We start from the raw sequence: 13,182 nt of genomic DNA, 5'->3' as shown, positions 1-13,182 counted from the left end.
GTTGCACAGAAAACCGGTATACCGTCGAGTCAGTGCAGCATCACGCAATCCAGCGGCGATTTGTTGTCTCGATCACCCGCCCGGCGGCGGTTCTTCCGCGTGGTCGTCCGCCCAGCCGAGCGCCTCGGTGATCGCCTTCTCCGCGATGGCCGACATGGTCGACATGTAGGTTCCGCTGACGTGGTTGTCGTCGAGGTAGACGAGCACGTTGCCGATCACCGGCGGGCAGACCTCGGCCGTGCAGAAGTAGTCGCTGAAGTCCACGAACCGCACGTTCGGCGGGAGATCCGGAACTGTTTCGTACGGCGGCTGGGCAGCGTAGAGCTCTGACCGTGGAGTCGCGCATTCAGGCGCCGTGACACCGCGGACTTCGACACACGCCGACGGCGACTGGCCGAAGCGCGGGTTGTCCCGCACCGCGAGCACCGGGATGCCCGCGTCGTCGACCTTGCGCCACTGCGCGACATAGCCGGACGGCACTCGTTCCTCGACGCCGGGTTTCACGTCCCTGGTGCCGATCGTCATCACCGCGTCGGGGCGGGTGGTGACGATCTCGTCCACCACGGCGGCGTTCCAGTCGATGCAGGACTGGTCCCCCGGCACGGTGTCGGAGTCGGTGGAGAACGGGCAGCCGCCGCGGAGGATCGACGTGACCTCCCAGTTCTTCTTTTCGGCGATCGGGAGGAGGGCACCGAGGAACTGCCCGGCGTGGGAGTCGCCGGTGACCACGATCCGGCGAGTGGGATGCCCGGAGGTCTGCGAGGTGCAGACCTCGAGGTCGGCGTTGCGCGGGGAAGTGCCGCAGCGGGCGGGGTCGATCCCGGCCCAGTCTTCGGACACCGCGACGAACGACGGGACGAGCGCGGCGTCGGCGGCGCCCCAGTAGGTGAATCCTTCGGTGTGCGCGAGCGCGCCGGGGTGATCGGGGTCGTCGACCGCGATCGAGTAGCGCTCCGCCTGGCTCACGCTCACCCACTGCCACGCGCCTGCCGCGGCGAGCACGGCCGCGAGCGTCGCGGCGCCGAATCGGTAGGCGCCCCACCGGTCCGCGGTCCCGATCGCGGACACGCGGACCGGTTTTTCGACCAGGTGATGGGTGAGCACGGCGAGAGCGAACGAGAGCGCGATGATCACCGCGCCGCCGCGCAGGCCCACCTCCTCACGGTCACGGGCGACGAGGTAGAACACCAGGACCGGCCAATGCCAGAGATAGAGCGCGTAGCTCAGATCGCCCAGGTACGTCAACGGGCGGCTGCTGAGGAAACGATCGGCGCCGGCTTTGAACGCGGTGTCGCCCGCGAGGATCACCAGCGCCGCGGAAAGCGTCGGCCAGAGCGCGAGATACCCGGGGAAGACCGTGCCGACCTGAAGCACCAGGCCGCAGGAAACGAGACCCGCGACCCCGGCCCAGCCGAACACGACCCGCGCCGGCCGGGGCACCGAAACCCGGTCGAGCACCAGCGCGAGCAGCCCGCCGAGCGCGAATTCCCAGACCCGCGTCAGCGAATCGAAGTACGCCAGCGGCTGGTCGACCGCCGTCGACCACACCGAATACGCCAGCGACGCCACGAACACCGCGCCGAGCACACCGAGAAGCATCGACCGGACGTTGCGGCGTGTCCGCCTGGCGACCAGCAACACCAGGCCGACCAGCAACGGCCAAACCACGTAGAACTGCCCCTGGATCGACAACGACCAGAAATGCTGGACCACGCTGGCCGAGTTGTGCTGCGCGAAGTAGTCGGCGGAATCCGCCGCCAACTGCCAGTTCTCCAGGTACAGCGCGGAAGCGACGACCTCCTTGATCGTCTGGAACCAGCGATTCTGCGGCAGCAGCACCAGGCTCACCGCGACGACCAGCAGCAGCACGGTGAGCGCGGCCGGGAACAACCGCTTGATCATCCGGCCCCACATCGGCCGGTACTCGATCCTCCCGCGCACCGCCGCCCGGTAGAGCTGGCCGGTGACAAGGAACCCGGAGATCAGGAAGAACGCGTCGACGCCACCGGAGATCCGGCCGAGCCACACGTGATAGACGACCACCAGAACACACGCGAGTGCCCGCAGCCCCTGGATTTCCGGGCGGAACCGCCGCTCCGTCTCCCGCACACAACCACCACCAAGATCACCGGCCACCGACGGGCGGGGACCCTACGGCAGGAAGCTGTGAGCGAGCTATGCCCCCTCGTGAGTGGCGAGGTTGCTCGCCACAAGTACATGAAGGCCGGTCATCTCGAGGGGTTGGGCAAGGAGACGGGGTTGCGAAAGTGGCCAGCCCAGACGGTAGCGAAGGCCTCCTTCCCTACTCTGAAGGTAGGAAAGGAGGCCTTCACTACGCCGCCGTGGCTTTGGTGAGGCCCATGCTCACCTTTGCCTTATCCCCTCAAGAAAACCCGGCCACGAGAGTCAGGTCGACTTCTGGCCGTCGATGCTCTCCCGCAGGATGTCGGCGTGGCCGGCGTGTTGCGCGGTCTCGGCGATGACGTGCGTCAGCACGCGGCGCACGCTGCGCACCGCGCCCGGCGGGTTCCAGGGCGCCTCCGGCAGCGGGTGGGTCGCGGAAAGATCCGGGATCGACGAGACGATCTCCCTCGTCCGCGCGGCCACCTGCTCGTAGCGCGCGAGGATTCCCGCGAGCGTGTCGCCGGGCAGCATCCTGAAGTTGTTCCGGTGGTCGATCGCCCACTGCGGGAACTCGCGGGCGGTACCGGCGCCGAGGTCGGCCCAGGTGACGCCTTCCGGCAGGTCGTAGGTCATCGCGGACGGGCCGTCGACCGCGAAGCGCAGCCACATCTCCTCGATCGAAGCGACGTGTTTGATCAGGCCGCCGAGGCTCAGTTCGCTGATCGTCGGATGCGCGTCGAGCTGCTCGTCCGTGAGCCCCTGGACGGTGGCGGTCAGGGCGGCGCGAACGGTGTCGAGGGCTTCGAGCAGGTCGGCGCGCTCGGCGTCGAGGATGGTGGCGGTCATCGGGCCCTCCGAGTTGTCGTTTTCTGGCACATGACGACTCTCTCAGGGGTAGAGGACAGGTTGTGGCCGCTTCTCGGGGCATCATGGAAACATGCCGAAAACCTCCGCGCGCCTGCTCTCGATGCTGTCGTTGCTGCAGGCCCGCCGTGACTGGCCGGGAGCGCTACTGGCCGAGCGGCTGGACATCAGCCCGCGCACCGTACGGCGCGACGTCGACAGGTTGCGCGAGCTCGGCTACCCCATCGCGACCATCAAAGGCCCCGACGGCGGGTACCGGCTCGACGCCGGGTCCGAACTGCCGCCGCTCCTGTTCGACGACGATCAGGCGGTCGCGCTGGCCGTCGCGCTCCAGATCGCCACCATCAGCGGCGCGGGGATCGAGGAAGCGGCGATGCGGGCACTGCACACCGTCCGGCAGGTGATGCCCTCCCGGCTGCGGCGCCGGATCGACACCCTGCGGGTCACGGCCGTCGAATCGCCCGCGAGCCGGTCGAGCCCCCGCGTCGACGGCGACGTCCTGCTCGCGCTCGGCGCGGCCGTGCACGCCCGCGAGGTCCTGCGGTTCGACTACGCGGACGCGCCGCGCCGGGCGGAACCGCATCACCTCGTCACCTGGCATGGCCGCTGGTATCTCGTCGCGTGGGATCTGGATCGCGCGGACTGGCGCACCTTCCGGGCCGACCGGATCTCCCCGCGCACCCCGACCGGTCCGCGGTTCACACCACGTGAACTCCCGGTCCCCGATGTCGCCACCTTCGTCGCGAGCCGCTTCCGTGGTGCGTCCGAGTCCGGCGAGTGGCCGTGCCGCGGCGAAGTCGTCCTCGATCTTCCCGCAGCCACCGTGTCCCACTACGTCCGCGACGGTGTCGTCGAAGAACTCGGGCCGGATCGGTGCCGTCTGCTGCTGGGGTCGTGGTCGTGGGCCGGGCTCGCGGCGAGTATCGGCCGCTTCGACGCCGACATCGAGGTCGTCGGGCCTCCCGAACTCCAGGACGCCTTCGCCGTTCTGGCCCGCCGCTACGCGAAGGCGGCCCGGATCGGCTGAACACGGATACGACGCCGGGAACCGCCCAGGGTCTGGGGACGGTGCCCGACGTCGCCTACCGCCCGGGATCCGGAGGCGGTGCCCTCCGGTACCGGGACCGCCCGGCATCCCGGTTACCGAAGCTTCGATGCTCCTCACGCCTTGTGGTGCACCTCCTGGAGGCCGTACACCGGTGTCGGGATGCCCTCGTAACGCGCTTTCAGTTGCAGCGCGAGGTAAAGCGAGTAATGGCGCGACTGATGCAGATTCCCGCCGTGGAACCACAGGCCTTCCTTCTGCGTGGGCTTCCACATGTTGCGCTGCTCCCCCTCCCACGGCCCGGGGTCCTTCGTGGTCCCGGAGCCCAGGCCCCAGCACTTGCCGACGAGGTCCGCGGTCTCCTGCCCGACCAGGTCGGCGACCCAGCCGTTCATCGAGCCGTAGCCGGTGGCGTAGACGACGAGGTCCGCCTTCAGTTCCGTGCCGTCGGCCAGCACCACCGCGTCACGGGTCAGATGGTCGACCTGTCCGTGGGCCAGTTTGATCTTCCCGTCGGCGACCAGTTCCGACGCGCCGACGTCGATGTAGTAGCCGGAGCCGCGGCGCAGGTACTTCAGGAACAGGCCGGATCCGTCGTCGCCCCAGTCGTGCTGGAACCCGGCCGCTTCCAGCCGCGCGTAGAAGTCCTTGTCCCGCTCGCGGATCGCGTCGTACACCGGGATCTGGAACTGCGGCATGATCCGGTACGGGATCGACGCGAAGATCATGTCCGCCTTGTCGGTGGTGATCCCCGACCGCACCGCGCGTTCCGAGTACAGGTCGCCGAGTCCCAGCTCCATCAACGAATCCGACTTCACCACATGCGTGGAGGACCGCTGCACCATGGTGACGTCCGCGCCGTGTTCCCACAGTGCCGCGCAGATGTCGTGCGCGGAGTTGTTGGAGCCGACCACGACGGCCTGCTTGCCCGCGTAGGAATCCGGGCCGGGGTGCTGGGACGAATGATGCTGATCGCCCTCGAACACGTCCATCCCGGGGAACGACGGGAGATTCGGCTTGCCCGACATTCCGGTCGCGAACACGACGTGCCGTGGCGTGAGCACCCGTTCCTCGCCCTCGCGGACCACGGTCACGAGCCACTGCCGCTGTTCCTCGTCCCAGGACGCCGAGGTGACCTCGGTGCCGGTCCAGTACGGCACTTCCATGAGCCGCGTGTACATCTCGAGCCAGTCGGCGATCTTGTCCTTGGGCGCGAACACCGGCCAGTTGTCCGGGAACGGCAGGTACGGCAGGTGGTCGTACCAGACCGGGTCGTGCAGGCAGAGGTTCTTGTACCGCTTGCGCCATGAATCGCCCGGCCGCTCGTTGCGCTCCAGGACCAGCGTTGGCACGTCGAGCTGCCGCAGCCTGGCGCCGAGCGCGATCCCGCCCTGGCCGCCGCCGATGACGACGACGTACGGCTGCTGCTCGTAGCCGAGCCGGGTCTGTTCCTCCTGGCGCTTCTCGGCCCAGGACTTCCGGCCGCGTACGACGCCGTGCTCGACACCCTTCGGCCGCTGCTCGTTGCGACGTTCCTCGAAACCTTTGAGCTCGCGCAGACTCGTCAGCAGCGTCCAGGCGCCCTCGTCCTTCAGCCTCAAGTGCCCCTTCCCGCGTCCGGTCGCGGTTTCGAATTCGAACCACGCTTCGGTCACGCCGTCGGCTTCGGTCGGCGTCTCGGTCGTACGAAACCCGGACGGGTCGATCCGGTCGAGGCACGCGCCGAGCATTCCGGCCACCTCGTCACGGCCTTCGACCGTCTTGATCGTCCAGGTGAAGGCGACCAGGTCACGCCAGTAACTGTCGATGGCGAAAAGCGCGGCGACGGCTTCGACGTCGCGGGCGGCGAGGGCCGATTCGAACCGGCTCAGCCAGGCGTCCACCCGAGCCTGCGGCGAGCCCGTCGCCTCGATCCGGTCCACCGTCTGTGTCATGGCCACTCCTGAACTTCGGCGTTCGGCTGTTACCCCGATCACACGCCTCGGGCGAGTACGGCGGCAAAGGTTGCAGCGTGTTGCACCTCCGGCTCCTTGGCGCGCCTCGGCGGGCGGTCCTATGCTGGTCAATCGACGCGATGGTGCGGAGGTGGCCGGTGAGCTTGTACAGCTCGGTCCCGCCCGGCGTCGACCTGCCGATGCACGCCCGGGACCTGATCCGCATGCACGAAGCCGTGATCGGCGGCGGCCGTCCGCGGGTCCGGCCGCGGCCGCTGGTGTCGCGGTCGTGGTCACGGATGCTGAGCCTCGGGCTCGCCGCCGACGGGGTGAACACCCGGGATTCGGTGCCGCTCGACGAGGTCGGCCGCCGTCGCCGCGCCTCCCCGCTGCGGCTGGTGGTGGAAGACCTCGGACAGGTGGTCGGCGCGACGGCCGACACCGCGAACATGCTTCTGGTGGTGACAGACGCCGAGGGGATCATCCTCTGGAGGATGGGATCGCCCGCCGTACGGCGCCGGGCCGACACCTTGGGCTTCACCGAAGGTGCCGTCTGGACCGAGAGCAGGGTCGGCACCAACGCGATCGGCACCGCGCTCGCCGAGGCCTCGCCCGTGGAACTGCTCGCCGGTGAACACTTCGAACAGGGCCAGCATCCCTGGTACTGCACCGCCTCGCCGGTGCACGATCCGCGCACCGGCGAACTCCTCGGCGTGATCGACGTCAGCGGTCCCGCGCTGACGCTGCACCCGGCGATCGGCGCGTTGGTGGAGACCGGGCGGCGCCTGGTCGAATCCGAACTCTGGCGGCACCATCAGCAGGGTCTCGACCGGTTGCGCCGGACCGCCGAACCGGTGGTGACCGGCGTCGGCGGCCCGGTACTGCTGGTGGACGACGACGGCTGGGTGGCCCACTCCGCCGGCGTCGCCTCCGGCGCGCGGATCGCCGCGCCGGCGGAAGGACAGATCCTCGCCGTGCCGGGACTCGGCGCCTGCCTGCCCGAACGGCTGGCCGAAGGCTGGCTCGTCCGCCCTGCCGACACCGCGCGCCGCGTCCGGCTGGACCTCGAACTCGGCCACGCGCCGATGCTGCGGATGGCGTCGGGCGACGTCGGCTGGGTCCGCACGGTGACGCCCCGGCACGCGGAGATCCTGGTACACCTCAACACGGCGGGCCTGTCCGGGCTTTCGGCCGAGGCGCTCAGCCGGGCGCTCTACGGCGACGCCGAACACCTCGTCACCGTCCGCGCCGAGGTCTCCCGGCTGCGACGGCTGCTCGGCGCCATTGTGGACACCCGGCCGTACCGGCTGGCCGCGGGTGTCACCCTGACAGTCCACGAAGGACTTGAAGTGGGCGGCTGAACCCCGCCCGGTTGCCGGAGGAGCAGGCCGGGTACTCCGCGCGAATGGAGATCTTGCTCGCCGGGGCAGGCGTTCTGGCGCTGTGTGCCGCCGTGCTGCCGAACCTGTTGCACGAACGCGCGCTTTCGATGCCGTTGGTCCTCCTGGTCGGCGGGCTCGTTTTCGGGCTGCTCCCGTTCGGACACCCCTATGGCCAGGGGGTGCTCGACCCACGGTCGCAGGTGGGCGCGGTCGAAGTGATCACCGAGCTCGGCGTGCTGGTGTCACTGGTCGGCGCGGGGTTGAAATCCGACCGGCCGTTCGGCTGGCGGTCGTGGAACTCGACCTGGCGGCTGCTGGCGATCACGCTTCCGCTGTCGGTCTGCGCGGTCGCCCTGCTCGGCTGGTGGGCGCTCGCCCTGTCCCCCGCCGCCGCGCTGCTGCTGGGCGCCGTGCTGTCGCCGACCGACCCGGTGCTGGCGAGCGACGTCCAGGTCCCCGCCCCGCATACCGACGACGGCCGGGGCTCGGACAACGAAATCAGGTTCACCCTGACCTCGGAAGCCGGGCTGAACGACGGACTGGCGATGCCGTTCGTGCTGCTGGCCCTCGTGCTGGCCGGAACGGCGAGTACGTCCCCCGTGCCCTGGCTGCTGACCGAGGTCGTGATTCCGCTCGCGGTCGCCGTGCTGGTCGGCTTCGCCTGTGGCCGGCTGTTGTCCTGGCTGATGTTCCGGGTGCGGCACGACAGGCTGCGCCTGGGCGAATACTCCGACGGGCTGGTAGTGCTGGCCATCGCGTTCCTCCCCTTCGCGCTCTGCGAATGGCTGGGCGGCATCGGCTTCGTCGCGGTGTTCACCGCGGCCGCGACCATCCGCGCCAGCGAGCGTTCGCACGAGTATCACGAGGTGCTGCACGAATTCGGCGATCAGCTGGAACGGCTCTTCGTCGCGCTGGCCTTGCTCGGTCTCGGCGTCGCACTGGGCGATGGGCTACTGGACGGGCTGAAACTCGTCGAAGTCCTGGTGGCGGTCGCGGCCGTGGGCATCGTCCGCCCGTTGTTCGGCGGCCTCGCCCTGCTCGGCGGCGACTCCACCACCCGCCCGGCCGCGGTGGCGATCGCGTTCTTCGGTATCCGCGGGATCGGCAGTCTCTACTACCTCGCCTACGCGCTGGGGCACGGCGATTTCCCGATGGCCGACTCGCTGTGGCGGGTCACTGCGCTGACGATCGCGGTTTCGGTGCTCGTGCACGGGCTGCTGTCCGGCCCGGTGATGCGCAAACTGGAGCACCGGGGGATGCAGAACTTCGAGAACAGGTGAGGCCGGCGCACCGGTACCGACTGGGTCACCGTGGTCGTGAGTGACGATTCGGGTTCTATAGGGGGCAAGTCAAATGTGGCGTGCCCGGGCCTCTGCGGTGCAGGACCCCCTTCGCCTGGTGAAGGCAGAGAGGCGGCAGGCAGCTGCGCTCTTCAGTGTCCACAAGGGACGCTTTCCAGCGACGAAATGTCTGATTCAAGGCCATATGCCCGTTTTGGCGAGGGGGTCGTGAGTGGCAGGTAGGGTTCTAACCCGAATCGCCACTCACGACCCCCTCTCCAAACCGCACAAATCACTCAACTCGGGCGCTGCCACCGCGGAAAAAGTCCCTTATGGACAGTCCGGAAGGTGTCCCTTCGGCGAGCCCCGCTCCTGCCGCCAACTCCGGCACGCCACGTTTGCCTTACCCCCTATAGAACCCGAATCGCCACTCACGACCCGCTAGCGGTGCCACTCACGGCCCTCGAGCCGGGCCTTCACCCGCTCCAGCGTGGCGGCGATGTTGGCCCGGTTGGTCCCGGCCCGATCGGGCTCGCCGGTGATGAGGATGGCGAACGGGACGAACCACGGCGGCACGAGCAACCAGTTCGCCACGGCGAGCCGGGTGCCGTCGCCTTCCGGGACGATTTCGTACTCCCACCGGGAAATCGGCACGAAGAACGGGGTCCGCACCCGGTAGGCGAACCGGCGGCCGGGTTCGGCCTCGGTGATCTCGGCGTGGGTCACCCAGCGCCGCCATCCGTTGCGGTTGCTGCCGGCGAACCAGTTCCCGACGCGCGCCTCGGTCGCGCCGCGGATCCAGCGTGCCTTGCGGAGCTCTTCGGTGCACTCCGACATCGAGACCGGATCGCTGACGAGCCGGTACACCTGCTCGGGGGCGGTGTCGATCGTGACCTCCCCGGTCGCGATCGGTTCGCTGTAGGTCAGGCTGTCCCTCGGCTTCGTCACCATCGCGCCTCCCAGTCGACTTCGCCAGCCCACCAGCACGAGCCCGTCCGGTCAAGACCGGCGGGGTAAGCACCGCACGGACGCGGAATCAGTGTGCGGCGATGAGTGCCTGGGGTGCGCTTTGCTTCATCCGCGTACGAAGCCAGGTCAGTTGCCGCGCGGTCTCCTGTTCGTGATTCTCGACCAGATCGAGCAGCTCCCGGTCTCGGAGACCCTGCGCCGCCTGACCGACCACCGTCCAGGTGATGTCGGTGAACGAAGACAGGGCGTAGAGGTCTTGCAGGTCCCGGAGCAGGCCGACGCCGCCGCCGCGGGTGCCTTCCAGGCCCGCGGCGTGGAGCCGCTCGGGCTCCTGCTCGCGGTCTTCGCCGTAGCGCTCGACGATCGGGGCGAGCGCCTCGGTCTGCCGGTCGATCCGCCCGGCGAGCAGCAGGCACGTCTGCCGGACGTCGGGTTCCTCACCGTGGCCTCGGCCGACCTGCCGGAAGGCGTCGGCGAGCGTGGTCAGCGAGCTGTGCAGAAGCCCCAGATAGGTGGCGAGATGCATGAGTCAGCCCTCCACCTTGCGGACGCGGACGGCACCGATCTTGAACAACGGCTGTTTGGACACCGGATCCCATTCGGTCATGGTCAGCTCGTTGGCGGCGCGCGGACGATCTTCACCGCCGGTGTCCCAATAGCCGTAGTGGAACGGCAGGAACACGACGCCGGGACGGACCCGGCCGATCCGCGCCGGCACCTCGACACCGCCCCTCGCCGACTCGACCCGGACGAGATCTCCGTCCGTGACCCCGAGTTCGGCGGCGTCGGCCGCGGCGAGTTCCGCCCAGGGCTCCGGTGCGGCCCGCCGGAGTTTCGGGGCGCGTCCGGTCTTGGTGCGGGTGTGGAAGTGGTACACCGTGCGCCCGGTCGTGCAGACGAACGGATACCGCTGGCCGGGTTCCTCCGGCGGAGGCGTGTATTCGGCGGCCTTGAGGAAAGCGCGCCCGTCCGGGCGCGAGGCTTTGTGTTCCTGAGCCGATACCGTCCCGCCGGTGAGCAGGTCGTGGCCGTAGTCCTCGCACGCGTCCGTCTTCGTGGTGAACACGCCGTCCGCGTAGAGCCGTTCGGTCCCGTCCGGGTGCTCTTGGTCGCAAGGCCATTGGATCCCGCTGCCGCCGCGGAGTTTGCCGTACGACAGCCCGCTGTAGTCGCACAACCGGCCCCGGCTGCACTCCTGCCAGGCGCGGAAGGCCTCCTCGGGGGTCCGCCAGCCGATCAGCGGGTCGCCGTCACGATCGCGGAAGTCCATCCGCCGCGCGTAGTCGAGGAAGATGTCCAGATCGGCGCGGGCCTCCCCGGGCGGGTCGACCGCCTTCTCCGAAAGATGCACCGTCCGGTTGGCGTTGGTGAAGGTCCCCTGTTTCTCGCCCCAGAGCGCGGCGGGGAGCACGACGTCGGCGAACTCGGCCGTCTCGGTCCGGAAACCGTCCTGCACCACGACGAACAGGTCCTCCTTGCCGAGGATCTCCCGGATACGCGGCAATTCCGGCATGGAGACGGCCGGATTGGTGGCCGAGATCCAGAGGAACCGGATCGAACCCTGCTCCGCGTACCGCCAGATCTGCATGGCGTGCGTCGGCGGCGACCAGTGCGAGATGGTCATCGGATCGACGTTCCACAGCTCGGCCAGCTGCCGGACGTGCCCGGGATTCTCCCAGTTGCGGAACCCGGGAAGGTCGCCGTCGGCGCCGCATTCGCGCGTGTTCTGCGCGGTGGGCTGGCCGTTCATCTGCAGCACGCCGCCGCCCGGCCTGCCGATCATCCCCCGCAGCAGATGCAGGTTGTTGACCTGGCAGGCCGCCGCCGTCGCCTGATGCGACTGATAGAAGCCCTGCAGCACGGTCGACAGCACCCGCTCGGCCGTGCCGAAGATCTTCGCGGCCCGCACCAGCGCGTCCGGGTCGATCCCGCAGATCTCGCCGACGTGACCGGGGGTGTACGGCTCGACGGTCTTTTCGAGTTCGGGGAAACCGAGGGTGTGCGCGGAAACGTAGTCCTCGTCGACCCGTTCGTTCACGATCAGCTCGCGGACCAGGCCGTTCATCAGTGCCTGGTTGGTGCCGGGCAGCGGGGCGAGGTGGAGACCACCGGATTCCACCGCCGCCTCGGCGACCTTCGTCCGCCTCGGATCGACCACGACGACCACGGGCGGCTCCGGCCCGGCGAGCCGGTCGAGGACACGGCTCCACAACACCGTCTGCGTCTCGGCCATGTTGTGGCCGAACAGGAAGAGCGCGTCGCAGTGGTCGATGTCGGCGTACGTCCCGGGCTGGCCGTCGGAACCGAAACTCTCCTTCATCGCGGCGGCGGAGGTCGCCGTGCACAGCCGGGTGTTGCCGTCCATATGCGGTGTGCCGAGGCCGGCTTTGCCGATGACGCCGAGCGTGTAGTACTCCTCCAGGAACAGCTGGCCGCTGGTGTAGAACCCGTGCGACAACGGCCCGGCCTCGTCCAGCAGTTCCGTGGAGCGCCGCACGATCAGGTCCATCGCGGTATCCCAACCGGCTTCCACCAGTTCACCGTCGCGACGGATCAACGGCCGGGTCAGCCGGTCCTTGCCGTTCCACTGCCACGATCCGTAGAGGCCCTTGGGACCCATCCTGCCGTGGTTGACGAGGTCGGTCTCGCGGCCGCGGACACCGACCATCCGGCCGTCCTTCACCGCGATGTCGCACGCGCATCCGTTGCTGCACAACACGCAGGCCGACTGGACCCATCGGTCCACATCGGATTCCCCGACACCTGCTTCCAGATGCGAGTCCGTTCTGCGGGGCCAAGTGTCCCCACGCCGGTAGGGCGTCCGTTCTCCCCAGACTTCCGCGATCCGCTCCGGCACCGGGTTTGCGTTCATGTGGAAGCCGTACCACCTCGCTCACCAGCCGAAACACCGGACAAAGCGGGCGAACGGGGTCAGGTGGCCGGTTCCGCCGCGAAGGTGACCTGGAAGCCCAGCGCCCGCAGTAGCCGCGTGAGCATCACCTTCGTGTTGGCCTTGGCGCGTTCGAGCAGGCCGGAGTGTCGCGCGGCCTCACCGATGCGTTTCTCCGCGGCGAGGTAGAACGGCCGCTGGTCCTGCGCGGAAACCAGCGCGCCGAGCCGGTCGATCAAGCCGCGCTCCTGACCGAAGACGTAGCTGCGTTCGTGGTCCAAGGTGGGTTTCGCGAGCTTCGGCTCGGGCAGCCGCACCTCGACCGACCGCCGGTCCTCGGACACGGTCAGCGAATTCTCCACCAGCGGGCCGAAATCGACGTACGCGTCGACAGAGCCCGCCGCGACGAACAGGGTGCGTTCCCCGGCGATGCTCGCGGGCACCCACTCGACGTCCTTCTCGATGTCGACGACGACCTGGTAGTCACCGGCCGCCGCGTGATACCGGCTCAGATCCCGGACCGCCTGGAGCACCGCGGGTTGCGAACGGTCCACAGTGGACGTCCCGAACGGATCGAGCTTCGGCAGCAGCCCGGTGATCCGCAGTGCCGCCGCGACGATCAGGAACCCGACCAGCGCGAACGCCCCGAGACGCACCCAGCGCTTCTTCACGCTCACCACCGCCTCTCCACGGC

At 68.9% G+C, this 13,182-nt stretch carries 10 protein-coding genes; 3 read left to right on the top strand and 7 right to left on the bottom strand.

All coding sequences use genetic code 11. The features are described 5' to 3' along the window. Nucleotides 1-72 precede the first annotated feature (72 nt). Together AC069H_RS09970 and AC069H_RS09965 are read right to left on the bottom strand one after the other, a co-directional pair. Entirely contained in the window at nt 73-2,109 is a 2,037-nt protein-coding gene (locus AC069H_RS09970; protein WP_478232003.1) for an acyltransferase family protein, read from the bottom strand. 297 nt (nt 2,110-2,406) lie between these two features. After that, nucleotides 2,407-2,970, bottom strand: coding sequence for a DinB family protein (locus tag AC069H_RS09965; RefSeq protein ID WP_478224729.1), 564 nt, complete (start codon nt 2,968-2,970; stop codon nt 2,407-2,409). 91 nt (nt 2,971-3,061) lie between these two features. Between AC069H_RS09965 and AC069H_RS09960 the strand changes: the two genes are divergently transcribed. After that, the gene (locus AC069H_RS09960; RefSeq protein ID WP_478232002.1) at nt 3,062-4,015 is read left to right on the top strand and encodes a helix-turn-helix transcriptional regulator; all 954 of its coding nucleotides are present in this window, start codon (nt 3,062-3,064) and stop codon (nt 4,013-4,015) included. 134 nt (nt 4,016-4,149) lie between these two features. On the opposite strand, the gene AC069H_RS09955 is transcribed toward AC069H_RS09960, so the two are convergent. Then, complete coding sequence (locus AC069H_RS09955) at nt 4,150-5,967, bottom strand: NAD(P)-binding domain-containing protein (RefSeq protein ID WP_478232001.1); 1,818 nt, start codon at nt 5,965-5,967, stop codon at nt 4,150-4,152. A 158-nt stretch (nt 5,968-6,125) separates the two neighbouring features. On the opposite strand from AC069H_RS09955, the gene AC069H_RS09950 reads away from it, so the two are divergent. Together AC069H_RS09950 and AC069H_RS09945 are read left to right on the top strand one after the other, a co-directional pair. Next, nucleotides 6,126-7,328 (top strand): sigma-54-dependent transcriptional regulator family protein, encoded by a 1,203-nt coding sequence (locus tag AC069H_RS09950; RefSeq protein WP_478232000.1) that lies wholly within the window; start codon nt 6,126-6,128, stop codon nt 7,326-7,328. A gap of 44 nt (nt 7,329-7,372) precedes the next feature. Beyond that, the gene (locus tag AC069H_RS09945) at nt 7,373-8,629 is read left to right on the top strand and encodes a cation:proton antiporter (protein WP_478231999.1); all 1,257 of its coding nucleotides are present in this window, start codon (nt 7,373-7,375) and stop codon (nt 8,627-8,629) included. A 441-nt stretch (nt 8,630-9,070) separates the two neighbouring features. Here the strand turns inward: AC069H_RS09945 and AC069H_RS09940 are convergent, their stop codons facing one another. From AC069H_RS09940 to AC069H_RS09925, 4 genes are all read right to left on the bottom strand, one after another. Then, on the bottom strand, nt 9,071-9,580 hold the full coding sequence (locus AC069H_RS09940) for an SRPBCC family protein (RefSeq protein WP_478224734.1): 510 nt from the start codon (nt 9,578-9,580) through the stop codon (nt 9,071-9,073). An 85-nt stretch (nt 9,581-9,665) separates the two neighbouring features. After that, a complete protein-coding gene (locus AC069H_RS09935; protein WP_478231998.1) occupies nt 9,666-10,124 on the bottom strand; it encodes a hypothetical protein in 459 nt (152 codons plus the stop codon). 3 nt (nt 10,125-10,127) lie between these two features. Beyond that, complete coding sequence (locus AC069H_RS09930; protein ID WP_478231997.1) at nt 10,128-12,470, bottom strand: molybdopterin oxidoreductase family protein; 2,343 nt, start codon at nt 12,468-12,470, stop codon at nt 10,128-10,130. Nucleotides 12,471-12,529: 59 nt separating this feature from the next. Continuing rightward, nucleotides 12,530-13,165 (bottom strand): DUF4230 domain-containing protein, encoded by a 636-nt coding sequence (locus AC069H_RS09925; RefSeq protein ID WP_478231996.1) that lies wholly within the window; start codon nt 13,163-13,165, stop codon nt 12,530-12,532. Nucleotides 13,166-13,182: the final 17 nt, after the last annotated feature.

The organism is Amycolatopsis sp. NPDC043887 (assembly GCF_056435665.1).
The sequence above is the reverse complement of the archived record's forward strand: the minus strand, read 5'-3'. Positions and strand labels throughout refer to the sequence as shown.

Coding starts and splice junctions, on each gene's coding strand:
- AC069H_RS09945 (WP_478231999.1), top strand. CDS start 7,373: ATGGAGATCTTGCTCGCCGGGGCAGGCGTTCTGGCGCTGTGTGCCGCC.
- AC069H_RS09940 (WP_478224734.1), bottom strand. CDS start 9,580: ATGGTGACGAAGCCGAGGGACAGCCTGACCTACAGCGAACCGATCGCG.
- AC069H_RS09930 (WP_478231997.1), bottom strand. CDS start 12,470: ATGAACGCAAACCCGGTGCCGGAGCGGATCGCGGAAGTCTGGGGAGAA.
- AC069H_RS09935 (WP_478231998.1), bottom strand. CDS start 10,124: ATGCATCTCGCCACCTATCTGGGGCTTCTGCACAGCTCGCTGACCACG.
- AC069H_RS09955 (WP_478232001.1), bottom strand. CDS start 5,967: ATGACACAGACGGTGGACCGGATCGAGGCGACGGGCTCGCCGCAGGCT.
- AC069H_RS09965 (WP_478224729.1), bottom strand. CDS start 2,970: ATGACCGCCACCATCCTCGACGCCGAGCGCGCCGACCTGCTCGAAGCC.
- AC069H_RS09960 (WP_478232002.1), top strand. CDS start 3,062: ATGCCGAAAACCTCCGCGCGCCTGCTCTCGATGCTGTCGTTGCTGCAG.